Below are 20,536 nucleotides of genomic sequence, written 5' to 3'. Positions count from 1 at the left end.
CCGCTCCCCGCCGTTCGGTCACGGAGGACCGCCCCGGGACTGACGTGCATCCCGGTCCGTAGGTGCTCTGTTCGGATTTCAGCACGTTCACGTGGTGTTCGTAATCGCGCGGAACATCCAAGACAGGCACCCACGGATTGGGCGACCGTATGGTTCGGCAGGTCAGCCCGTGTGCGCGTCGGCCACCGAGAGGGCCTGGTCGAGGATCTCCAGTCCCTTGGCCACGTCCTGCGGCGCGATGTTGCAGGCCGGCGCGAGGTGGATGCGGTTGCCGGCGACGAGCGGCCAGAGCCCGCCCTTCTTGCAGGCGGCGGCGAACTCGGCCATCGGCGCGTTGTCCGCCCCGGCCGCGTTGTACGGGACCAGCGGCTCGCGCGTCTCCCTGCTGCGTACGAGCTCCAGGGCCCAGAAGGTGCCGAGGCCGCGGACCTCGCCGACCGACGGGTGCCGTTCGGCCAGCGCGCGCAGGCCGGGGCCGAGCAGCTCCGCGCCGGTGCGGGCGGACTGCTCGACGGTGCCCTCCTCCTCCATGACGTTGATCGTCGCGACGGCGGCGGCGCAGGCCAGCACGTGGCCGGAGTAGGTCAGCCCGCCCGGGTAGGGCCGGCGGGCGAAGGTCTCGGCGATGGCGGCCGAGATCGCGACGCCGCCGAGCGGTACGTAGCCGCTGGTCACGCCCTTGGCGAAGCAGATCAGGTCGGGGGTGACGTCCCAGTGCTCGGAGGCGAACCAGCGGCCGGTGCGCCCGAAGCCGACCATGATCTCGTCGAGGATGAAGACGATGCCGAAGCGGTCGCAGAGTTCGCGCACGCCGGCCAGGTAGCCGTCGGGGTGCACGAGGACGCCCGGGGCGCCGCCGACGGTCTCCAGGATGATCGCGGCGATGGACTGCGGGCCCTCGAAGACGATGGTGTCCTCCAGGTGCCGCAGGGCCCGCTCGCACTCCTCGGCCTCCGTGGCCGCGTAGAAGGGCGAGCGGTAGGCGAAGGGCCCCCAGAAGTGCACGACGCCGGCGGTCGCGGAGTCGTTGCCGAAGCGGCGGGCGTCACCGGTCAGGTTGATCGCGGTGGAGGTGGCGCCGTGGTACGAGCGGTACGCGGACAGCACCTTGGGCCGGCCGGTGTGCAGCCGGGCCATGCGGACGGCGTTCTCCACGGCCTCGGCCCCGGCGTTGGTGAAGAAGATCTTGTCGAGGTCGCCCGGAGTCCGCTCGGCGATCAGCCGGGCCGCCTCGGAGCGCACGTCGACGGCGAAGCCGGGCGCGACGGTGCACAGCCTGGCCGCCTGCTCCTGGATGGCCGCGGTGACCTTGGGGTGCTGGTAGCCGATGTTGGTGTAGACGAGGGCGCTGGAGAAGTCGAGGTAGCGGTTGCCCTGGTAGTCCCAGAAGTACGACCCCTCGGCGCCGGCGACGGCGAGCGGGTCGATGAGCTCCTGCGCCGACCAGGAGTGGAAAACGTGCTTCCGGTCAGCGTCTTTCACGGTGGCGAGGGCGTCGGCTTCTGCGTTCATGAACCGAGCGTAGTTGTCCACGATGTGGACACGGCGGGGGTGGCCCAACGCGTCCACCGCGTGGCGCTCGGCACAGGCCGGGCAGGGGCCGGTGCCGGACCGGTCAGGCTGGGGGCGGGCCCGTCGGGAGTCGGCCGGGACCTCCCCGCGCAGGACGGCGGTTGCGATTCCACGTCCACGCCGACGCGCAGGGTCCGCAGCCGGGACACCAGGGCCCGCAGGGCGTGCGCGGCCCGCAGGCGACTTGCCCCGCCGATATTGCCATTTCGTTATCCGTGATTGCCGGATAGGCCCGAAATGGCGGCAGTTGGTGATGATCTACTGGGTGTCGCTTCGGCCTGGCACGACCAATCAGGGCGGAGTGCAGGCGCTTTAGCGACACTTTAGTCCGCGCGACTCCGGCAGTGCAATCGGGGATCGCGGAATGAGTATCCGGGGGAGAACATGTCTTTCGTTTCCAAGAAATCCGCCATGCGCGTGACCGTCGCCGCGGTCGCCATGGCGTCCTTCGCCCTGACGGCCCCGCAGGCCTCCGCGGTGGAGGCCGTACCGGCTCCCGGCGGCGTGCAGATCTCCGCCGCGGCGGACGCCACCACGCGCGCCGTCGTCAAGGCGCAGCCGGTGGCGGCCGCCGCGACGGCCAACCTGTGCGGCGCCGGCTACGAGCTGACCTTCGCCGAGCAGCTTCCGGACTCCCGCCGTTTCGGAACCCTCTTCACCTACCGCAAGGAGGGTGTGGGGTCCTGTGCCGTCTTCGACAACAACCTCGGCACGGCGAAGTACATGAAGCTGAAGATCTGCGAGACCTCCAAGCCGCGCCCCGCGGGCACGCCGCGTCCGTGCCAGACGGACGAGGGGAACTTCAGCCAGTACGCCGGTCCGGTGCGCGTGAATGACGTCTGCGGGGAGGTCACCGCGATCATGAAGAGCAACAACATCGCGATCATCGACCGCGTGCGCCTCGTGCCGCCCTGCAAGTAACCGGTACACCGCGAGAAGGCCCCCGCAGAAGAAATGCGGGGGCCTTCTTCCGCGTTTCGCCGCGGGGGCCTACTTGTCGGAGTAGCTGAAATCCCCGACGGTCCACGCGCTGACGTCCTTCACCGCGATCCGGTACATGCCGCCCGTCTCGGGGATGCCCAGAGTGCCCTGGAGGATGCGCGCCACGTGGAAGTGCAGGTGCGAGGGTGCCGCGGCGGCCTGTCTGTCACCGCGGCCGGCGGAGCTGAAGATCTCGGCGAACGGGCCCAGTTGGTCGGAGTCCCGCAGGACCTCGGCCACCCGCTGACGCCAGACGCTCTCGGGGGCGAGCCGGCCCGTGATGACGGCACCGTGGACCACGACGGTCAGGGACATCTGATTGGTCTGCTCCGACTCGACCATGGCGGCGAGATCGAGGAGCAGGTCGTCAGGGATCGACATGGTCAGCGACTCTAGCAAGCGCGGTCAGGCATCGGCCGGGCTTCCGAGCAGTGCCGAGGCCTCCTGGAGCGGAGTCAGCGCGGGCGCCGGCACCGGTGCCGAAAGGTCGCGGCAGGTGAAGCCGAGGCGGGTCAGCGCCCGGGTCACCTCGCCCGCCGTGAAGTCGCGCCGGTCCTGCCGGGTGATGACCTCACCGACCTGCTTGACGGGGTAGGTGCGGCGGCTGATGATCACCGACGCTCCCGTGACGGGCTCGGCCTTGACGCCCTTCATCTTCTCCTCCACCTCGCTCTTCTCGAGGTCGAAGGGGTACCGGGCGATGACGAAGCGCATGATGCCTCACAGACGTGACGGAGGGGGCGGGGCGGAGCGGGACGGGGCGGGGCGGTGCGGGGGGCGTCGCGGGGGCGCGGGTCAGGCGGCCATGCCCAGGGAGCGGCGGCGCTCCTGGGCGGGGCGGCTGCGCCGGCCGCGGGAGGAACGCGCGCTGCGCCCGGACCGCTCCTGCTGCGGCGCGGTGGCGGTGCGGCCGCCGCGGTGCAGGTAGTCCTTGGGGTCGGTGGGCGGGTCCACGTTCACGACGAGGTCGAGGTTGTCGACGTGGATCCCGCGCGCCGCGACGTTGGTGGCCACCAGCACGGTCACGTGCCCGGTCTTGAACTGCGCCAGGGTCCGGGTGCGCTGGGGCTGGGACTTCCCGCCGTGCAGCGCCGCCGCCCGTACGCCGCTGTTCAGCAGGTGGCTGGTGAGCTGGTCGACGGCGTGCTTGGTGTCCAGGAACATGATGACCCGGCCGTCGCGCGCCGCGATCTCGGTGGTGGTCGCGTGCTTGTCGGTGCCGTGGACGTGCAGCACGTGGTGCTCCATCGTGGTGACGGCGCCGGCCGAGGGATCGACGGAGTGCACGACGGGGTCGGTCAGGTAGCGGCGCACCAGCAGGTCGACGTTGCGGTCGAGGGTGGCGGAGAAGAGCATCCGCTGGCCCTCGGGGCGCACCTGGTCGAGCAGGGCGGTGACCTGCGGCATGAAGCCCATGTCGGCCATCTGGTCGGCTTCGTCGAGGACGGTGATCGCGACCTGGTTCAGCCGGCAGTCGCCCCGGTCGATGAGGTCCTTGAGCCGTCCGGGCGTCGCGACGACGACCTCGGCGCCGCCGCGCAGCGCGCTCGCCTGCCGCCCGATGGGCATGCCGCCCACGACGGTGGCCGTACGCAGCTTCACGGCGCGGGCGTACGGGGCGAGGGCGTCCGTGACCTGCTGGGCGAGCTCGCGGGTGGGGACGAGGACCAGGGCCAGCGGCTGCCGGGCCTCGGCGCGCTGTCCGGCGGTACGGGCCAGCAGCGCGAGGCCGAAGGCGAGGGTCTTGCCGGAGCCGGTGCGCCCGCGGCCGAGGACGTCACGGCCCGCGAGGGAGTTCGGCAGGGTCGCGGCCTGGATCGGGAACGGCATGGTGACGCCCTCGGAGCCGAGCGCGGACAGCAGCTGCTCGGGCATGTCGAGGTCGGCGAAGGACTCGGCGGCGGGGAGCGCCGGGGTGATCGTCTCGGGGAGGGCGAACTCGCCCTGGAGGGCGGCGGGGCGGCGGCCGCCGCCGTAGCCGCCGGAACGGCCGGAGCCGCCGTAACCCGAACCGCCGGAGCCGCCGGAACGGCTGGGGGCCGAGGAGCCGAAACGGCTGCCGCGGCCGGAGCCGCCGGAGCCGCCGAAGCCCGCGGAGCCGCCCGTGCGGGGGGTGCGGGAGGTGCGGTCGTTCGTGCGAGTGGTGCGGTTCATGCAGAACCTTCCTCGATGCGGCGCGTATCGAGGAATTCCCCCTGGGCAGGGGGATTCGCGAGAACGAGCCGAAGTAAAGCCGGGACGGGGCCGTGCCGTGCCGTAGGGCGGGCCGGTCCGTCGTGGAGAGGGTGCCGCGCTGCGCGTCGGAGAGCCGGGGTGCGGCGGACGGTGTGCGGGCGGGGCGGCGCGTCGGGGGAGACACTGCCGTCCGGCCGGACGTAGAGGCGGGCCGGCGCCGAGCGCCGTCACCCGCCGCTCACGCGGGCCGTCGGAGGCCGACAGGGCGTGAGCGGGGAAAAAGCAACGCGCTGAGGCCCGCACCCCAAGGTGCGGGCCTCAGCTGCGTCTACGCGTCAGCGTCAGGCGGGAACGATGTTCTCGGCCTGCGGGCCCTTCTGGCCCTGCGTGACGTCGAAGGTAACCTTCTGGCCTTCCTGAAGCTCACGGAAGCCAGAGGAGGCGATGTTCGAGTAGTGAGCGAAGACGTCAGCGCCGCCGCCCTCCTGCTCGATGAAGCCGAAGCCCTTTTCCGCGTTGAACCACTTCACGGTGCCAGATGCCATATGAATTCTCCTTTGGGGCAGTGCCCGGGACCGCACTGTGCGAGCCCGGCGTCGCCGCGATGATTGCCCCGACCGGAATGTGCAAATGTCACTGCATGCGCCGGAAATAAAAAGTGCGCCCACCGAAAATCAGGTGAGAGCACTTGTAAGTTTTTGGGAACCACAACTGCAACTGACTTCACAGTAGCACGGGAGTCGGCTCGGTGGGCGTAAATTTTGCTCTGTAGCAGGTCCGGCGCAATTACGCACCTGCGGGGACGGAAATCCACGCGTGAAAATCATATAAACGCGTGTGCCCCTTGCCCGCAGGCCTCCGTGATGTGACGTAGGTCATGCGGAATGTCCGGCCCGTCGGCGCACTCTTCCCTTCCGAGACGCCTCGAGGAGGAGGAAGCGATGAGGATCCCGTGGACCGGACCCGGGGAACGGTGACGGCCGCCGAGCCGGCCGAGCCGGCCGCGCTCGTCCGCGCCGCCCAGCGCGGGGACCGGATGGCCGTCCAGGCGCTGCTGGACCTGCTGACCCCTTACGTCGGGCGGCTGTGCGGCCCCATCGCCCTCCAGGACGGGCCCGACGCCACGCAGGAGGCGCTGATCGTGATCTTCCGCAACATCGGCCGGCTCCGGGAACCGGAGGCACTGTTCGGCTGGGCGCGCGTGATCGCCGTACGGGAGGCCGTCCGCATCGCCCGGGCGGCGGCCCGGGTGGTCCCGGACCCGCTGGAGGACGTGCCCGCGCGCGACGATCCGCAGCTCGCCGCCGACGTGCGCGACGTACTGGAGCGGCTCACCCCCGCGCACCGCGCCGTCCTGGTCCTGCGGGACCTGGAGGGGCTGGACGAACACTCCGTCAGCGCGCTCCTCGGCGTGCCCGAACCCACCGTGCGGACCCGGCTCTTCCGGGCCCGCCGCAACTTCCGGAAGGCGTGGGGACGTTGAAGGACTACTGGCCGGTCGCCGAGCTCGACGCCGTCCGCAGGCTGCGCGTCATCGCACGCAGCACACCGGGCGCCGGCTTCGCGGAGCAGCTGATCGACGCTCCCCTCGACCAGGTCTGGGCGCTCGCCTCCGACCTGGAGAACCAGCTGCCCGTGATGATCACCGACATCCGCTCCTTCACGGTGACCTCGGCGGTCGGCGAGCACCTGGAGGCCCGGGCCCGCAGCCCGCTGGGCCTGCGGACGCGCTTCGACGTCGTGATGCGGCCGGGCTGGTGCCTCATGCAGAGCCGGTTCGTGCTGGGCGGCATGGCCGCGGTGGCGGAGAGGGACGGCACCCGGTTCGCCTTCTTCGGCGCCCTGCGCCTGCCGGGCACCGGGCCGGCCGGGCGTGCGCTGGACCCGCTGATGTCCGCGCTGGCCGCCAGGGCGCTGCGGCGGTTCACGGACCGGCTGGCCCGCCCGGGCGCCGGGTGACACGTACGGCGAGGGGCCGTCCTAGGCGCTGACGCGGACCAGCGCGAGCGTGATGTTGTCGGGGCCGCCGGCGTCGATGGCGGCCCGCCACAGCTCGAAGGCGGCCCTGCCGTCGTCGTGCACGCGCAGCAGGTCCTCGATCTCCTCGTCGGGCACGGGGTCGGTCAGCCCGTCGCTGCACACCAGGTAGCGGTCGCCCTCGGTCAGCTCGAAGGCCGCGATGTGGGGCACGATCGTGTGGTAGCCGCGGCTGCCGCCGAGGGTCTGGGTGACGGCCGACGTGGTGCGGTGCCCGGGGGCGGGCGGCGGGCTGTCGTCGACGCTGACCTGGTGCAGGCCGTCCGGCGCCGCGCGGAACACCTTGCTGTCGCCGACGTTGAACACCACCAGCGACTCCGGCAGGACGAGTGCCCCGGCGATCGTGGTGCCCATGGCGGCCAGGTCCGGCCGGCCGTCGGTGGCCGAGTGCACGGCGTGGTTGCAGCGGCGCAGTGCGTCACCGAGGGCGTCCTCGCCGTCCAGTTCGGCGCCGAGCGAGGCGAGGTGGCGTACGACCAGCTCGCTGGCCACCTCGCCGGCGGGCTGCCCGCCGAGCCCGTCGGCGACGGCGACGACGAGGGGCCTGCCGAAGGGGAAGAGCAGGGTCTGGGGGTTCTGGGTCACGGTCCCGCACAGGGTCCACGGGCCGACGACGAGGCTGTCCTCGTTGCGTTCGCGCACCAGCCCGACATGACTCAGGGCGGTTACAGCTATGTAGGGCACGTCGATGACCCGCCTTTCGGCAACGGCAACGGCAGACGCGTACCTCACCCCATTGTCGCGCCGTCCCGGCATGCGGGGCGCGGTCTGCCGGAGCACCCTGGTCGTGGAGCCGCCTGTTCGCCGACCGGCGGCCCGGCCAGGAAGGACTGGAGATGTTCGCCAGGCTGAGCACCTACCAGGGATCACCGGTCCCCGCGGGGGGAGACCTGACCGCGAGTTCGGAGGCGGTCGTCAGGCAGGTCCAGGACGTTCCCGGCTTCCGGGGCGTCTATTACCTCGTCGACCGGGCCACGGGGGAGGCCAAGTCGCTGACCTTGTGGGAGGACGAGCGGGCCATGGACGACAGCGAGGAGCAGGCCGCCCGCATCCGCGAGGAGACGGCGCAGCGGGAGGGCCAGCGGATCGTCTCCGTCGAACACTTCGAGGTGGGCTTCAGCCACCTCCAGCCGTAGCGCGGACCGGCACGCGGACCGGCACGGGGGCCGGCTACGGGACCAGCTTCCAGAGCACCAGGTACGAGGAGCGATGGCCATGGGCAAGCTCTCGATCGACCAGTTGCGCGAACGGGTCCGCGGGGCCGTCGTCACGCCCGACGACGCGGCCTACGACGAGGCCCGCAAGGTCAACAACGCCATGATCGACCGGAGGCCGGCCGCCGTCGTGCGCTGCGCCAACGCGGGCGACGTCATGGCCACCGTCGAGTTCGCCCGTGAGAACGGGCTCGATCTGGCGGTGCGTGGCGGCGGGCACAGCGTGCCCGGCTTCGGCACCTGCGACGACGGCGTCGTCGCCGACCTGTCGGGGATGCGCGGGGTCCGCGTGGACGCGGCGCGCCGGACCGCGCGCGCCCAGGGCGGCGCGACCTGGGGAGACTTCAACGCGGCGACGCACGCCTTCGGGCTGGCCACCACCGGCGGGATCATCTCGACCACCGGGATCGGCGGGCTCACCCTCGGCGGTGGCATCGGCTACCTGAGCCGCGGAATGGGTCTGAGCTGCGACAACCTGGTCTCGGCCGATGTGGTGACCGCGGACGGCCGGCTGCTCGTGGCGAGCGAGGAGGAGAACGCCGACCTCTTCTGGGCGCTGCGCGGCGGCAGCGGCAACTTCGGCGCGGTGACCTCCTTCGAGTACCGGCTCGGCCCGGTCAAGGACATCTACGGCGGGCCGATGCTGTTCGAGCTGGAGGACGCCGCCACGGTCCTGCGTTCCTTCGCGGACTACATCGCCGACGCCCCGGAGGAGCTGGGCGGGTTCCCGGCCTTCCAGATCGCCCCGCCGCTGCCCTTCATCCCGGAGGAGCGGCACGGTGAGCCGTTCGCGCTGATCGTGGCCTGCTGGGCCGGGCCGGTCGACGAGGGGCCGCGGGCCCTGGAGGCCTTCCACGACTTCGCGCCGGTGGTCGCCGAGCACGTGGGTCCCATGCCGTACCCCGCGCTCAACAGTGCCTTCGACGCCCTGGTGCCGCCCGGCCTCCAGCACTACTGGAAGGCGAACTTCGTCACCGAGCTGACCGACGAGGCGATCGCGGCGCACCTGGAGCACGCCCCGCGGCTGCCCGCCGTGAACTCGACGGTCCACATCTATCCGGTCAACGGCGCCTGCCACCGGGTCGCCCCGGACGCGACGGCCTACGCCTACCGCGACGCCTCGTTCGCCACCGTCATCGCCGGCATGTGGCCGGATCCCGCCGACAACGAGGCCAACACCGCCTGGGTCCGCGACTACTACGAGGCCACCGCCCCGCACTCCGAGGAGGGCGGCTACATCAACTTCATGGCCGATGACGACCAGGGCCGCATCCGGGCCAACTACAAGGGGAACTACGAACGGCTGGTCGAGGTCAAGCGGACGTACGACCCGGGGAACCTGTTCCACCTGAACCAGAACATCAAGCCGTAGCGGGGGGCGCTGCCGTCCGGAGTCATGCGGATGCGGGATGTCATGGGATCTGCATATTTTGTCGGGTGTGCCGGAAGATCCCGTACGTCCGGTTTCTCTGACTGAGGAAGGCCCCCATGAAGCGTTTCCCGGTAATCGGTCTGCTCTGCGTCAGCGTGGCTTTCGGTCTCTCCGCCTGCTCCGACGACAGTTCGCCCGAGGAGGAGGCCACCAAGGCGGCGGCCGACCTCTGCACCGACCTGACCGCGCTGAAGGCCGACAACGCCAAGCTGAAGGCCCTGAACCCCGCCACCGCGACCAAGGACCAGGTCAAGGAGGCCTACGACGCTGTCCAGGACGACTGGGACGGGGTCAAGGAGAACCTGAGCAAGCTGAAGGACGCGGAGCGGGAGGCGGTGAAGTCGGCCGCCGAGAACCTCAAGAAGGGCTACGAGGACCTGCCGGGCGACACCACCGGCAAGGACGCCCTCACCCAGCTCCAACCGCAGATCCAGAAGCTGGACGAGGCCACGACGGATGCGTCGACAGGCCTCCGGTGCTGACGGGGTGAGCGAGCGGGACCCCGGCCGGCTCCCCGGCCGGGGTCCCGCCGCGTACGTTCACGCGTCGTCGTCCGGCGCGGCGGCGCCCTCACCGCGTCGGCGGATCCCGATCTCGACCGCGCCGAAGAGCGCCTTCGCGATCACGCCCACCAGGAGCAGGTCGGCGACCATCTGCAGGGTGGTCAGCACACGGCCGGTCTCCGTGACGGGGGCGATGTCCCCGAAGCCCACGGTCGCGAACACCGTGACCGTGAAGTACAGGGCGTCCGTCCGGTCCAGTGGTTCCGAGAACGTCCCCGGCACCTCCTTGGCGAGCAGGAAGTACGTCACGGAGAAGATCACCAGGAACAGCGGTACGGCGGTGGCCAGCGCCTCCATGGCGCGCAGCCGGGGGAACGGCGCGCGGGCGACGGCGCTCACCTGCCTGACCACCAGCCAGCTGAAGAGACCCAGGCCCAGCACGAGCGACACGAGGGTGCGCAGGACGATCTCGCCGTCCAGGGGCGCCAGGTAGTACAGCGCCGTGATCAGGACGACCGAGGCCGCCGAGCGGAGCAGGCAGCCCCACAGGACGCGCCGGCGCTCCCGGGGTGTTGCGGTGGTGGTGCCGTCCATGGACCACTCCTCGCGCAGGCGGGCGGAGCCCCCCGGCCATTGCAGCACCCGGCGCTGCGCCGCGCATCTCCGCATGCGGATGGCGGAGCCGCCCGTGTCAAGGCAGTGCCACAGGCGTCCAGATGAGCGGATACGCGGCGCTCCCGGTGCGTTCGGCCCATTCGAGCCGCTCCCGTACGACGCCCCGTCGGCTCTCGGGGCTCTCTTCCGCCAGCCGGCCGAGGAGGTCGCGTACGCGGCGCAGGGCCATCGGGGAGTGCGCGGCGGCGAAGAGGAGGTCGTCGAAGGCCGTCCGGACGTACTGCTCCCAGTCGGGGACGGGGACCGTCACCCGCACCCGCCCCGCCCCGTCGGTGAACCGGCCGAAGTCCAGCTCCCGGTCGGCGAGCCGGGTGAGCAGGTCCTCCAGCCGGTCCACGGTCTCCACCGCCGTCGCCGGATCGTTGACGGCGGGGGAGAGCGCGCGCAGCGCGATGTCGACCAGGAGCCTGAACGGAAGCTCGGGATCCTGGTCGAAGGTGCGCTCCACGCCGGTGACCACGGCCTCGCGCAGGACCTCCTCGGTCAGTTCGGCGCCCGTCACCTCGGCCAGGGTCATGCCCCGCGAGAGGGTCCGGCCGGGGGTGACCCGGAAGTCGATCGCGCAGTCGTGCCGCTGGGCCACCGCCACCAGGGCGTGTACGTCGATCTGCTGGACCACGGTCGCCGGCCCGGACCAGCGCACGACGGAGGTGGCGCCGCTCCCCGGAGGCGGCGGTGCCGGGTCCGTACGGCCGGGAACGTACGGCCGCAGGTGCAGCGTGTCGTACGACCGGTGGGCGCGGGTGGCGATCGCGGTGAGCGAGTGGGCGAGCTGGATCGAGTCGAACGCCTTCGTCTGCAGCGTCCTCATCTGGGCGAGGGCGATCAGCGTGAGGGCCATGGCGGTGCAGGGGAGGAGGGCCGCGACCCGGTCGCGGGTGCCGATGCCGAGACCGGCGACGACGCAGAAGACGAAGACCCCGACGGCGAAGGCGAAGGCGCGCCAGACGATCGGTTCGTCGCGGAAGAAAGCGAGGCGCGGGGTGAACGTGCTGGCGGAGAACTGCACGACCAGGAACAGCATCGAGTAGATGATGCTCACCAGGCTGATGACGCCGAACCCGACCGAGAACAGCATGGTCGTCACACGCCCGGCTTCCACCTGCGGTCCCACGTCGGCCATGGGGGCCAGCAGACCCAGCACCAGCCCGCCGAGCGCGCAGATCAGCTGGGTCAGGTCCCGGCGCATCGCGCGCGTCGGCCGTTGGAACATGCGGCCAAGCCCCCTCACGGTCACGGTCACGGTCACGGGTCGGGTCACGTGTTGCGGGTTACGGGTTACGGGTTACGGGAGGGATGCAATCACGGGAGTGACGGGACCGGGCGGTGAAATGCCGGATATGCGACGTTCTCTGTTTCCGTGGAAGGGTGGTCACCGACGTCGGCAACCGTCCCCGTGAGGAGTGCACCGTGTCCGGTCCGCAGGCCACCGCACGCCGGCTCCGCCTGCCCCCGTGGGTGCGCAAGCACACGCCGCTGCTGACCCGGATCCTCGAACAGCTCGCCAGCGTCAAGGTCCTGGACTGCGCGTTCAGGCTGGCCGCGCAGGCCTTCCTCGGAGCGGTGCCGGCCCTCTTCGTCATCGGCGCCCTCGCACCCGACTGGCTCCAGCAGGAGCTGGTCTCGTCCATCCGGGCCACGCTCGGGCTTCAGAAGGCCGCCTTGGACCAGGTGCGGCAGGTGTACTCGGCCACCGATTCCACCGCCACCGCGAGCACCGGCGCGGTGGGCGTCGTGGTGACGCTGATCTCGGCCACCGCCTGCAGCCGCGCCCTGCAGATGACCTGCGAGCGCTCCTGGCACCTGCCCAAGGCCAAGGCCCGGCTCGCGGCCTGGCGGTGGATGGCCTGGCTCCTGGTCTGGCTGAGCGCACTGCTCTTCCAGGGGCCGGTCCAGAGCGCCTTCGGCGCCGGCCCGGTCGTCGGCTTCCTGCTCGCCGTGGTCAGCGGCACGCTGCTCTGGTGGTGGACCCAGCACCTGCTGCTCGGCGCCCGGATCCCTTGGCTGCCGCTGCTGCCCGGCGCGGTGCTGGCCGGGACGGGGGAGCAGCTGCTGTCGGTGGTGTCGAAGCTCTACATGCCGCACGCCGTGGAGCGCAGCATGCGGCAGTTCGGCAGCCTCGGGTCGGTCTTCGCCCTGATGTCCTGGCTGATCGTGCTCTTCGTCGTCCTCACGCTCTCCATCGCCGTCGGGTATGTGGTGGCCCGCGAGCCCCTGCCGGCCCGCCGGCTCGGTACCACCCGGGGAGAGGGCATCACGGAGCGAGGGTGAACTCGCTGACCAGCCGCACGAACTCGTCCTCCTTCTCGAAGAACGCGACATCGCCGACCCGGCCGCGCGGGACGCGTACCCGGCCGAGGAACACGAGCGGTACAGCCGGGTGCACGTCGCGGACCTGCGGGCGGCCGTCGGCCGGCGGGCCTCGGACCCGGCCGCCACCCGGCTGGTGGAGCGCCTGCGGGAGGCCAGCGAGGAGTTCACCGCGCTGTGGGAACTGCACGAGGTCGCCGTCCGCCGCCACAGCAGGATGCGCGTGATCCACCCGGTCGTCGCCCCGTCGACCTCGACTGCCAGGTGCTCCTCGCCCCGGAGGGCGAGCAGCGGATCGTCCTGTTCACGCCCCCGCCCGGCACGGACACGGCCGACCGCCTCGCCCTCCTCCGGGTCGTCGGCACGGAGCAGTTCACGCCGGCCGGCTGATCAGGCCGGCCGATCCGGCCGGTTGCCGCCCGGTTGCCGGCCGGTCAGGAGCGGCCGCGGCCGGCCGGGCCGACGATGCCGAACAGGGCGCCGTCGGGGTCGCGCAGGGTGACCTCGTGCGGGAAGAGACCGGAGTCGGCCGCGGGGCCGGTCACGGGACGGGTCACGGAGACGGTGCTGCCGCCCAGGGCGGTGGCCGCCTTCACCGCGGTCTCCACGTCGGGCACGCGGAAGTGGACGCGGCCAGCGCGGCCGCAGGGCCGGATCGGGGGTCGCCGCGAGGCTTCCGCCGTGCAGGCGGGCCACCGTCCGGCCCGCGTGGCGCAGCTGGATGCGGTTGTTCTCCTCCACGTAGGCGACCTCGCAGCAGCCGGTCTGCCCGCAGGCCCACTCCAGGACCTCGCCGTAGAAGATGGCGGCGTCGAAGGCGTCCCGGGTGCGCAGTTCGAGCCAGGCGGGGGCGGCTTCCCCGCCCATGCCCCAGTCGGGGATGGCGTCCCCCTGCCAGATCCCGAACACCGCCCCGTCGCGGTCGGAGGCGAGCGCCGCCCGGCCGGTGCCGAAGGCCAAGGGGCCGACGGCGACGGTTCCGCTGCGTTCGCGGATGCGCGCCGCCGTGACGTCGGCGTCGTCCACGGCGAAGTACGGGGTCCAGGCGGCGGGGACCGTGACCGCCGGAGGCAGGGCGCCGATCCCGGCCACCGGTACCCCGTCGCTGAAGCCGACGGTGAAGCCCTCCCCGAGCCGGGCCGCGCCGAACTGCCAGCCGAGGACCGCGCCGTAGAACGCCTGCGAGGCGCCGGGGTCGCGGGCCATCAGGCTGACCCAGCAGGGTGCGCCGAACGTCTCGTGACTCGATGTCGACACGTCTGTCCACCCCATCCGCTGGTGCGCCCCCGGGAGCCCCGTTCCGTCGGGCACATCCTCGTACCGTCGCCCGGCGGCCCCGGGACGACACGGCGTACGGGCACCCGGGCGGCGCAGCGCGGACGGGGAACCGGGAGGAGGCAAACCTTTCCGGCCACAGCACTAGTCGATGCCGGAGGGGAGGGCGAGGCCGGCGTAGATCTGGTTGAGCAGGGTGGGCAGCATGGCCTGGGCGGTGGTGCGGCCGTCGGGCGACAGGGTCAGGTTCGTCCAGATGACGAGCGTGACGTCGTTGTCCGGGTCGTGGCCGATGAAGGAGTTGAAGCCGGGGAGTTCACCGCCGTGGTAGTACATCGACGCGTTCGGGCCGAACCGCTGGTAGGCGATGCCGTACCCGTACTTCTGGCCGTCGGGCGCGGCCGGGTCCTCGGCCTGTGGGCTGTCGCGCCACTGCCGCTGGAACGCGGCGTTCAGCACCTTGCCCGTCACCAGGGCCCGGATCCAGGTGGCCAGGTCGTCGGCGGTGGAGACGGCGCCGCCCGCGGCGAGGGCGTAGGAGGGGTTCTGGTGGGTGTAGTCGACGGGTCGGAGCCTTCCCGACCGTGCCGCCGCCCGGACGTCGGCGGGGTAGGGCTGGTCGACCAGGGCGTACGCCGTTGCGCCGTACATGTAGCCGTGCGCGTACGGGCTCGGCAGGGAGGTGTCGCCGAGGGCGGGCAGTGAGGTGCCCTTCAGGCCGAGCGGGGCGAACAGCCGGGTGCGGAACTGCTCGGCGAGGGGGCGGCCGCCGGCCTTCTCGGCGACGAGGCCCAGCAGCACGTAGTTGGTGTTGCTGTACTCGTAGGACGCGTCGGGCGCGAAGTTCGGCGGGCGCCCGAACGCGATGTCCAGCATCTCCCGCGGTGTCCGGGCCTTGCCCGGGTCGGCGTCCAGGGCGGCCGAGAGTTCGGGCGCGTTGGTGTGGTTGTAGAGCCCGCTGCGCATCTTCAGCAGGTGGGCGAGGGTGATGTGGTCGCCGTTCGGCACTCCGGCGACGTAGTGGGACACCGGGTCGTCCAGCCGGAGTCTGCCGTCCTGGGCGAGGAGGTTGATCAGCGCCGCGGTCATGGTCTTGGTGTTGGACGCGATCCGGAAGTGGTCGGCCGTGGTGGGCGGTGTGGCCGTACCCCGCTCGCTCGTGCCGACCAGGGCCCGGAAGGTTCCCTGCGGGGTGCGGAGCAGGACCACCGCGCCCGGAACCATGAGCTTCTCGGCCGCGCGCTCCACGGAGGACTGCAGCGCGGCCGGATCGATGGGCTTCAGCGCCGAGGGGGTGGGGGCGGCGGAGGCGCTCGCCGTCGCGGCGGGCGTGGGCGGGGTCGGCGGATCGGGGACCGCCGCCGCACTCGCTCCCGGGGGGAGGACGCAGCCCGCGATCAGCAGGGCCGCGCACGATGCCGGCACGGTCGTACGGCGGGTGGTGCGCGCGTTCCTCATGCCGGCATCACAGCCAGGGGCGAAGGGATGAAACGGACTACAGGTCGTATTTTACCGTCGGGGCGCCGTGCGCACCGAGGGAGTCGACGTCCTCCATGAAGCTCAGCATCCGGGCGTTGACCAGGTCGGGGTGGTCGATCTGCGGGCCGTGCCCGGTCGCGGCGACGATCTCGGCGCGAGCCCCCGGTATCAGCCGCGGCACCCGCTCCAGCTGCCGCTTCGGGTGCACGAGCAGGCTCCGCTTGCCCATGATCAGGTAGAACGGCGTCCGGATGGAGCCCAGTTCGGCGTCCGACAGCGGCAGCGGGGAGGGGCGGCGGATCCGGAAGGCGCGGACGCCCGCATGGATCCATGCGCGGAGCTCGGGAACGACGATCACCGGCTGCTCCAGCCAGGCGGCGAGGCGCGGGCGCAGCGCCTTGGGGGCGAACGTGGCGAAGAGGCTCGCGAAGATCCAGACGAAGAAGCGCAGGCCGACCTTCTCCAGGCCGCCCGGGTCGAGGGCGGTGACGGAGGCGAGGCGGCCGGGACGCAGGTGCACCTGGTTGATGACCAGCCAGCCTCCGTAGGAGGAGCCGACGAGGTGGACCCGGTCGAGGCCGAGCGCGTCGAGTGCCTCGTCGAGCCACTGGGCGGCGCGCTCGGGCTGCCACATGGGCTCGCGCTGGACGCTGCGGCCGGGGTCGCCGGGGGTGTCGAGGGCGTAGACGGGGCGTTCGGCGCTGAGCGCGGGGGTGTTGGGGTACCACTGGGCGGAGCAGCCGCCGGAGCCGTGGATCAGGACTACGGGCGTGCGTGACTCGGCTGCCGGGTCGGCGGGGCCGTACCGGTAGACGTGGGTGGTGCCGAAGCTCGTCTCGACGTCCGTCTCGGAGCGGGCGGGCGCTCCCTTCGCGTAGAGGACGTCGCAGGCGGCGAAGTAGCGGTCGCGCAGCTCGTCGTTGACGTAGCGGCCGATGTCACGGCGCGCGCGGGTCGTGTTCTCGGGCACGGGGCACCTCCAGGAAGAAGCCTTCTTAGTGGTACGACCGTACCATGATCATGGTACGGCGGTACCATGAACGCGTCCGGGGAGCCCGGACCACGGACTCGACCGAGGGCGGAGACGACGGCGGATGCCGAAGCGCGTGGATCACGAGGAACGGCGCGCCCAGATCGCCGAGGCGCTCATCCAGGTCGCGGGGCGGCGCGGGCTGCACGCGGTCGGCATGCGGGACGTGGCCGCGGAGGCCGGCGTGTCCCTGCGCCTCGTGCAGTACTACTTCGAGACCAAGGAGAAGCTGCTCTTCTACGGACTCCAGCACCTCACCGACCGCTTCACCGCGCGGGTGGGCGCCCGCCTGGCCGCCGCCGGGCCGGACCCGGGCCCGCGCGCGACGATCGAGGCGCTGCTGCTGGCCTCCCTGCCGACCGACGAGGAGAGCCGCACCTTCCACCTCGTCTACAGCTCCTACTCGATCCTGTCCGTGACCGACGAGGCGCTGGCGGCCCAGCCCTTCATCGACAACCCCGACGCCGCCGAGAACGCCCTGACCGGCCTGCTCGAACGGGCCAAGGCGTCCGGCCTGGCCGACCCCGGCATCGACGCGCGCACGGAGGCGATCAGCCTGCTCGCGATGACGGCGACCATGGGCACGAGCATCCTCGTGGGCCAGCGCGGCCCGGAGTCGGCCCTCGCGGTGCTCCACCACCACCTGGACCGGATCTTCACGCCTGCCGCGCGCCCGGCGGCCCCGTGAACCGGGGAGCCGCGGGGCTGCGTCGGTGAAGTGATCTGCCTCACACGCTGTCACAGCGGGCGGTCCGCCGTTGTCCAGAAGGCGTAACCCCAAGGAGCGGAGGACACCATGGCTGAGAACTTCGATGTCGTCGTGATCGGCGGCGGGTACGCGGGCGTGATGGCGGCCAACCGGCTGACGCGGCGCGGCGACGTGCGCGTGACGCTGGTCAACCCGCGTGCCACCTTCGTCCACCGGGTCCGCCTGCACCAGCTGGTCGGCGGGACCGACAGCGCGGTCGTCGACTACCGCGAGGTCCTGGCCGACGGGGTGCGGCTGGTGGTCGACACCGTGGCGCGGATCGACGCCGCCGGGCGCAGTGTGGCGCTGGCTTCGGGTGGTGCGGTGGGCTACGACTACCTGGTCTACGCGGTGGGCAGCGGCAGCGCCGACCCGGACGTGCCCGGGGCCGCGGAGTTCGCCTACCCGCTCGGCACGCTGGAGGAGGCGCAGCGGCTGCGGCCGGTGCTCGACCGCGCTCCCCTGTCGGCCGCGGTGACGGTGGTCGGAGCGGGTCCGACCGGCATCGAGACGGCTGCCGAACTGGCCGAGCAGGGGCGGGCGGTGACCCTCGTCTGCGGCGGGGTCCTCGGGCCGTACCTGCACGCCCGGGGCCGGCGCTCGGTGGCCGCGCGGCTGGCCGGGCTCGGGGTGACCGTGCTCGACGGCCCCGGCACGAAGGTGACGGCCGTGACGCGCGACGCCGTACGGCTCGCCGACGGCCGGACCCTGTCGAGCGAGGTGACCGTCTGGACCGCCGGCTTCGCGGTGCCGGACCTGGCCGTGCGCAGCGGACTGAGCACCGACGCCCAGGGGCGACTGCTCACGGACGAGACGCTGACCAGCGTGGACGACGTACGCATCATCGCGGCCGGCGACTCGGCCGCGCCGTCGGACCTGCCGCTGCGGATGAGCTGCCAGGCCGCGATGCCGATGGGCGCGCGCGCCGCGGACACGGTGCTCAGCCGGATCGCCGGTGAGCGGCCCGAGACCCTCAACCAGTCCTTCGGCGCCCAGTGCATCAGCCTCGGCCGGCGGAGCGGCATCTTCCAGTTCGCCAACCGGTCCGACGTCGCGGTGTGGCTCCACGTCGACGGCCGCCTCGGCGCGAAGGTCAAGGAGGCGGTGTGCAAGGGCATCGTCAAGCACCTGGCCGAAGAGGCGCACAAGCCCGGCGGCTACGGCCTGCACCGCATCTCGGGCGGCCCCGGCCGCCAACAGCGCCTGGCCGCCAAGCGCGCCGAAGCCCCGACGCCCACCCCCGAACGGACCGCCTAGCCGGGCACCTTGCGGTGGGGGCCGGCCTCTCGGATCTCGTCGGAGTGGGCGCCGCTCCCGGCGGGGGTCCTGCCGGCGGCCGGCCAGGAGCGGACGGGGCCGGCGGGTGTCGCGGTGTCCGCGGTGAGGCCCGGTCTCTTCACGGTACTCCGGTTCGAGGTCCGGGAACCCGCTTCTGACCAGGTCCTTTGGCGCTGACGGCGGGACGGGAGCGAGCGGGTCGCGTTCACGCGGCGCCCTGGAGCCCGCCCGGGGGACGAGGCCCGCGGGCGCGGGCGAGTGGTCGGCTGGTCAGAGCCCCTCGTCGTGCAGGTCCTCTTCGCGCAGCAGGTCGTCCTCGCGGCGGCGCGAGGTCTCCTTCTGGCCGGACTTCTGTCCCTTCTCGCGGGACTGCCTGCCCGGCTGGGGCTGCGCGGGGTCGCCGGGACGCCGGTGCTCTTGCGCCTCGTGGTCCTTGCCCGGCTCCTGGTGCTTGTCCTGCCTACCGCCCATGACGGCGACTCCTCTTGCTGCGCGGGGTACGGCTTGCTCTCGAACCACGCTGACACGCGCCGCGCCGGCCTGCACCATTTCGCCCCCGCGGTGACCCTTGAACAGGGCGGTTCGTCCGGATCGGGGAACGCGGGCCTTCGCCGGGGCGGCGCCCGGCATCAGACCACGGGCGGACACCGGACCGGCGGACTCATGGCGCGAAAATGCTGTCCGAAAGTTGAAAGCATGGCCGTGGAACGATCACCGCACTATCATCCGATTTTGCTTGGGCTTGACCAGAAGCCCAGGTGAAAGCGATGCGGGGGAATCACATGCATCACCATTTGGGTCGGCTCGGAGTAGAAGAAAAGCAAGAGCAGGCATACAGAGGCCTGTTGCGCTGTACACGGGCCACGCCCCACACCCTGGCGGTCCACCTCGGCTGTGACGACGCCGAGGCCGTGGAAGCCGTGTTGAACACGCTCGTGGCCATGGGCATGGCCACCGCCGACGGGACGGAGGTCTACCGGCCGGTCGCCCCGAGCACGGTCGTGGCCCGGCTCGTCGAGCGGCGGCTCAAGGCCCTCCACGAGGAAATGCGGCATGTCTCGGAGACCCGGGACCTGCTCGAATCCCTGCTGCGTGAGCAGCAATTCGAGAACGAGGGCTTGTACGCCGAGTCCCAGACCGACGCGCCGCTCATCGAGCGGCTCGAAGGTCTGGTCAAAGTCCGGGAGAAACTCGACGAGTTGTCGTTCTTCTGCCGGACGGAACTGCTCTCCACCCAGCCGGGCGGACCGATGACGAAGGACAACATCGCCGCCGCCCGGCCGCTCACCGAGCAGCTGCTGCGGCGCGGGGTCGCCATGCGCACCATCGTGGAGAGCGGCGCCGTCGCCGATCTGGCCACCGCCGCCTACCTGCAGGAACTCACCACCAAGGGGGTAAGGATCCGGGTCGTGGAACGGGCCGCCGAACGGCTGCTGATCTTCGACCGGCAGACCGCGCTGGCACCCATCGACCCGAACGACTCGACGCTGGGCGCGGTGGCCGTCCGCGAGCCGGGCCTCGTCGGCGGCATGATCTCGCTCTTCGACCGGATCTGGGCCGAGAGCCGCGAGCTGGACGAGGTCGTCGGCAGCCCCGCGGAGGGCGAGGGCCCCGAGGGCGGACTGTCCGAGCTGGAACGGCAGATCCTGGCCACCATGCAGATGGTCGACAAGGACGAGATCGGGGCGCGCGAGGTCGGCGTCTCCGTCCGCACCTACCGCAAGTACGTGGCCGCGCTCATGGGCCGACTGGAGGCGGCCAACCGCTTCCAGGCGGCGCTGCTGGCCCGCGACCGCGGCTGGATCTGACGAGGGCCGGATCCCGTCA

At 71.9% G+C, this 20,536-nt stretch carries 23 protein-coding genes and 2 pseudogenes; 12 read left to right on the top strand and 13 right to left on the bottom strand.

The window, feature by feature from the left end:
* Positions 1 to 162: 162 nt before the first annotated feature.
* Positions 163 to 1,512, bottom strand: a complete 1,350-nt coding sequence (locus tag IF88_RS0128485) for an aspartate aminotransferase family protein (RefSeq protein WP_030718605.1) — start codon at positions 1,510 to 1,512, stop codon at positions 163 to 165.
* 471 nt (positions 1,513 to 1,983) lie between these two features.
* On the opposite strand from IF88_RS0128485, the gene IF88_RS0128480 reads away from it, so the two are divergent.
* Positions 1,984 to 2,493 (top strand): hypothetical protein, encoded by a 510-nt coding sequence (locus tag IF88_RS0128480; protein WP_107050653.1) that lies wholly within the window; start codon positions 1,984 to 1,986, stop codon positions 2,491 to 2,493.
* A gap of 69 nt (positions 2,494 to 2,562) precedes the next feature.
* Here IF88_RS0128480 and IF88_RS0128475 read toward each other — a convergent pair whose 3' ends face one another.
* The 4 genes from IF88_RS0128475 to IF88_RS0128460 form a co-directional block, all read right to left on the bottom strand.
* Complete coding sequence (locus tag IF88_RS0128475; protein ID WP_030718599.1) at positions 2,563 to 2,934, bottom strand: hypothetical protein; 372 nt, start codon at positions 2,932 to 2,934, stop codon at positions 2,563 to 2,565.
* A 24-nt stretch (positions 2,935 to 2,958) separates the two neighbouring features.
* Positions 2,959 to 3,267: an SCO5918 family protein gene (locus IF88_RS0128470; RefSeq protein ID WP_030718596.1), complete on the bottom strand. Its 309-nt coding sequence runs from the start codon at positions 3,265 to 3,267 to the stop codon at positions 2,959 to 2,961.
* A gap of 81 nt (positions 3,268 to 3,348) precedes the next feature.
* Positions 3,349 to 4,707, bottom strand: a complete 1,359-nt coding sequence (locus tag IF88_RS0128465) for a DEAD/DEAH box helicase (RefSeq protein WP_030718593.1) — start codon at positions 4,705 to 4,707, stop codon at positions 3,349 to 3,351.
* A 362-nt stretch (positions 4,708 to 5,069) separates the two neighbouring features.
* A complete protein-coding gene (locus IF88_RS0128460; protein ID WP_030011983.1) occupies positions 5,070 to 5,273 on the bottom strand; it encodes a cold-shock protein in 204 nt (67 codons plus the stop codon).
* Between the two features lie 407 nt (positions 5,274 to 5,680).
* Between IF88_RS0128460 and IF88_RS0128455 the strand changes: the two genes are divergently transcribed.
* Together IF88_RS0128455 and IF88_RS0128450 are read left to right on the top strand one after the other, a co-directional pair.
* A complete protein-coding gene (locus IF88_RS0128455) occupies positions 5,681 to 6,211 on the top strand; it encodes an RNA polymerase sigma factor (RefSeq protein WP_234323732.1) in 531 nt (176 codons plus the stop codon).
* Positions 6,199 to 6,687, top strand: a complete 489-nt coding sequence (locus IF88_RS0128450) for an SRPBCC family protein (protein WP_063754852.1) — start codon at positions 6,199 to 6,201, stop codon at positions 6,685 to 6,687. Before IF88_RS0128455 ends, IF88_RS0128450 begins: the two co-directional genes overlap by 13 nt.
* Before the next feature lie 21 nt (positions 6,688 to 6,708).
* Here IF88_RS0128450 and IF88_RS0128445 read toward each other — a convergent pair whose 3' ends face one another.
* Complete coding sequence (locus IF88_RS0128445) at positions 6,709 to 7,449, bottom strand: PP2C family protein-serine/threonine phosphatase (protein WP_030718587.1); 741 nt, start codon at positions 7,447 to 7,449, stop codon at positions 6,709 to 6,711.
* A gap of 152 nt (positions 7,450 to 7,601) precedes the next feature.
* Here IF88_RS0128445 and IF88_RS0128440 point away from each other — a divergent pair, with 152 nt between their 5' ends.
* The 3 genes from IF88_RS0128440 (at position 7,602) to IF88_RS0128430 (ending at position 9,893) form a co-directional block, all read left to right on the top strand.
* Positions 7,602 to 7,901, top strand: a complete 300-nt coding sequence (locus IF88_RS0128440) for a hypothetical protein (protein ID WP_030718585.1) — start codon at positions 7,602 to 7,604, stop codon at positions 7,899 to 7,901.
* Between the two features lie 79 nt (positions 7,902 to 7,980).
* The gene (locus tag IF88_RS0128435; RefSeq protein WP_030718583.1) at positions 7,981 to 9,351 is read left to right on the top strand and encodes an FAD-binding oxidoreductase; all 1,371 of its coding nucleotides are present in this window, start codon (positions 7,981 to 7,983) and stop codon (positions 9,349 to 9,351) included.
* A 116-nt stretch (positions 9,352 to 9,467) separates the two neighbouring features.
* Complete coding sequence (locus IF88_RS0128430; protein WP_051837694.1) at positions 9,468 to 9,893, top strand: hypothetical protein; 426 nt, start codon at positions 9,468 to 9,470, stop codon at positions 9,891 to 9,893.
* 57 nt (positions 9,894 to 9,950) lie between these two features.
* Here IF88_RS0128430 and IF88_RS0128425 read toward each other — a convergent pair whose 3' ends face one another.
* Both IF88_RS0128425 and IF88_RS0128420 read right to left on the bottom strand, forming a co-directional pair.
* Positions 9,951 to 10,508, bottom strand: a complete 558-nt coding sequence (locus tag IF88_RS0128425; RefSeq protein WP_051837692.1) for a potassium channel family protein — start codon at positions 10,506 to 10,508, stop codon at positions 9,951 to 9,953.
* A gap of 97 nt (positions 10,509 to 10,605) precedes the next feature.
* Complete coding sequence (locus IF88_RS0128420) at positions 10,606 to 11,802, bottom strand: DUF2254 family protein (protein WP_051837690.1); 1,197 nt, start codon at positions 11,800 to 11,802, stop codon at positions 10,606 to 10,608.
* A 197-nt stretch (positions 11,803 to 11,999) separates the two neighbouring features.
* On the opposite strand from IF88_RS0128420, the gene IF88_RS0128415 reads away from it, so the two are divergent.
* The 3 genes and pseudogenes from IF88_RS0128415 (at position 12,000) to IF88_RS49155 (ending at position 13,289) form a co-directional block, all read left to right on the top strand.
* Positions 12,000 to 12,860, top strand: a complete 861-nt coding sequence (locus IF88_RS0128415; RefSeq protein WP_234323731.1) for a YhjD/YihY/BrkB family envelope integrity protein — start codon at positions 12,000 to 12,002, stop codon at positions 12,858 to 12,860.
* Positions 12,784 to 13,083, top strand: a pseudogene (locus IF88_RS48360) (hypothetical protein); the annotation flags it as partial. The gene IF88_RS0128415 and the pseudogene IF88_RS48360, both read left to right, overlap by 77 nt.
* Positions 13,084 to 13,163: 80 nt before the next feature.
* Positions 13,164 to 13,289: a hypothetical protein gene (locus IF88_RS49155; RefSeq protein ID WP_267884535.1), complete on the top strand. Its 126-nt coding sequence runs from the start codon at positions 13,164 to 13,166 to the stop codon at positions 13,287 to 13,289.
* Between the two features lie 44 nt (positions 13,290 to 13,333).
* Here IF88_RS49155 and IF88_RS49675 read toward each other — a convergent pair.
* The 3 genes and pseudogenes from IF88_RS49675 to IF88_RS0128395 form a co-directional block, all read right to left on the bottom strand.
* Positions 13,334 to 13,633 (bottom strand): annotated as a pseudogene (locus IF88_RS49675) (VOC family protein); the annotation flags it as partial.
* A 685-nt stretch (positions 13,634 to 14,318) separates the two neighbouring features.
* The gene (locus IF88_RS0128400) at positions 14,319 to 15,632 is read right to left on the bottom strand and encodes a serine hydrolase domain-containing protein (protein WP_078893198.1); all 1,314 of its coding nucleotides are present in this window, start codon (positions 15,630 to 15,632) and stop codon (positions 14,319 to 14,321) included.
* A 37-nt stretch (positions 15,633 to 15,669) separates the two neighbouring features.
* On the bottom strand, positions 15,670 to 16,623 hold the full coding sequence (locus IF88_RS0128395) for an alpha/beta fold hydrolase (protein ID WP_030718560.1): 954 nt from the start codon (positions 16,621 to 16,623) through the stop codon (positions 15,670 to 15,672).
* 124 nt (positions 16,624 to 16,747) lie between these two features.
* Here IF88_RS0128395 and IF88_RS0128390 point away from each other — a divergent pair, with 124 nt between their 5' ends.
* Both IF88_RS0128390 and IF88_RS0128385 read left to right on the top strand, forming a co-directional pair.
* A complete protein-coding gene (locus IF88_RS0128390; RefSeq protein WP_030718558.1) occupies positions 16,748 to 17,371 on the top strand; it encodes a TetR/AcrR family transcriptional regulator in 624 nt (207 codons plus the stop codon).
* A gap of 108 nt (positions 17,372 to 17,479) precedes the next feature.
* Positions 17,480 to 18,688 (top strand): NAD(P)/FAD-dependent oxidoreductase, encoded by a 1,209-nt coding sequence (locus IF88_RS0128385; RefSeq protein ID WP_030718556.1) that lies wholly within the window; start codon positions 17,480 to 17,482, stop codon positions 18,686 to 18,688.
* Here IF88_RS0128385 and IF88_RS46765 read toward each other — a convergent pair.
* Both IF88_RS46765 and IF88_RS0128375 read right to left on the bottom strand, forming a co-directional pair.
* A complete protein-coding gene (locus tag IF88_RS46765) occupies positions 18,685 to 18,831 on the bottom strand; it encodes a hypothetical protein (RefSeq protein WP_158754610.1) in 147 nt (48 codons plus the stop codon). The genes IF88_RS0128385 and IF88_RS46765 overlap by 4 nt on opposite strands.
* A 148-nt stretch (positions 18,832 to 18,979) precedes the next feature.
* Positions 18,980 to 19,180, bottom strand: coding sequence for a hypothetical protein (locus IF88_RS0128375; protein WP_051837688.1), 201 nt, complete (start codon positions 19,178 to 19,180; stop codon positions 18,980 to 18,982).
* Positions 19,181 to 19,554: 374 nt separating this feature from the next.
* On the opposite strand from IF88_RS0128375, the gene IF88_RS0128370 reads away from it, so the two are divergent.
* Positions 19,555 to 20,517: a response regulator transcription factor gene (locus IF88_RS0128370; protein ID WP_051837686.1), complete on the top strand. Its 963-nt coding sequence runs from the start codon at positions 19,555 to 19,557 to the stop codon at positions 20,515 to 20,517.
* Positions 20,518 to 20,536 lie beyond the last annotated feature (19 nt).

The organism is Streptomyces sp. NRRL F-2580 (genome assembly GCF_000720115.1).
In the GTDB taxonomy this organism is placed as follows: Bacteria; Actinomycetota; Actinomycetes; order Streptomycetales; family Streptomycetaceae; genus Streptomyces.
Note: the sequence above shows the minus strand (reverse complement) of the source record. Positions and strands in the feature narration are given on the sequence as shown.

Coding starts and splice junctions, on each gene's coding strand:
- IF88_RS0128435 (WP_030718583.1), top strand. CDS start 7,981: ATGGGCAAGCTCTCGATCGACCAGTTGCGCGAACGGGTCCGCGGGGCC.
- IF88_RS0128390 (WP_030718558.1), top strand. CDS start 16,748: ATGCCGAAGCGCGTGGATCACGAGGAACGGCGCGCCCAGATCGCCGAG.
- IF88_RS0128480 (WP_107050653.1), top strand. CDS start 1,984: ATGCGCGTGACCGTCGCCGCGGTCGCCATGGCGTCCTTCGCCCTGACG.
- IF88_RS0128425 (WP_051837692.1), bottom strand. CDS start 10,508: ATGGACGGCACCACCACCGCAACACCCCGGGAGCGCCGGCGCGTCCTG.
- IF88_RS0128430 (WP_051837694.1), top strand. CDS start 9,468: ATGAAGCGTTTCCCGGTAATCGGTCTGCTCTGCGTCAGCGTGGCTTTC.
- IF88_RS0128485 (WP_030718605.1), bottom strand. CDS start 1,512: ATGAACGCAGAAGCCGACGCCCTCGCCACCGTGAAAGACGCTGACCGG.
- IF88_RS0128465 (WP_030718593.1), bottom strand. CDS start 4,707: ATGAACCGCACCACTCGCACGAACGACCGCACCTCCCGCACCCCCCGC.
- IF88_RS0128385 (WP_030718556.1), top strand. CDS start 17,480: ATGGCTGAGAACTTCGATGTCGTCGTGATCGGCGGCGGGTACGCGGGC.
- IF88_RS0128420 (WP_051837690.1), bottom strand. CDS start 11,802: ATGTTCCAACGGCCGACGCGCGCGATGCGCCGGGACCTGACCCAGCTG.
- IF88_RS0128440 (WP_030718585.1), top strand. CDS start 7,602: ATGTTCGCCAGGCTGAGCACCTACCAGGGATCACCGGTCCCCGCGGGG.
- IF88_RS0128400 (WP_078893198.1), bottom strand. CDS start 15,632: ATGAGGAACGCGCGCACCACCCGCCGTACGACCGTGCCGGCATCGTGC.
- IF88_RS0128375 (WP_051837688.1), bottom strand. CDS start 19,180: ATGGGCGGTAGGCAGGACAAGCACCAGGAGCCGGGCAAGGACCACGAG.
- IF88_RS0128460 (WP_030011983.1), bottom strand. CDS start 5,273: ATGGCATCTGGCACCGTGAAGTGGTTCAACGCGGAAAAGGGCTTCGGC.
- IF88_RS0128475 (WP_030718599.1), bottom strand. CDS start 2,934: ATGTCGATCCCTGACGACCTGCTCCTCGATCTCGCCGCCATGGTCGAG.
- IF88_RS0128470 (WP_030718596.1), bottom strand. CDS start 3,267: ATGCGCTTCGTCATCGCCCGGTACCCCTTCGACCTCGAGAAGAGCGAG.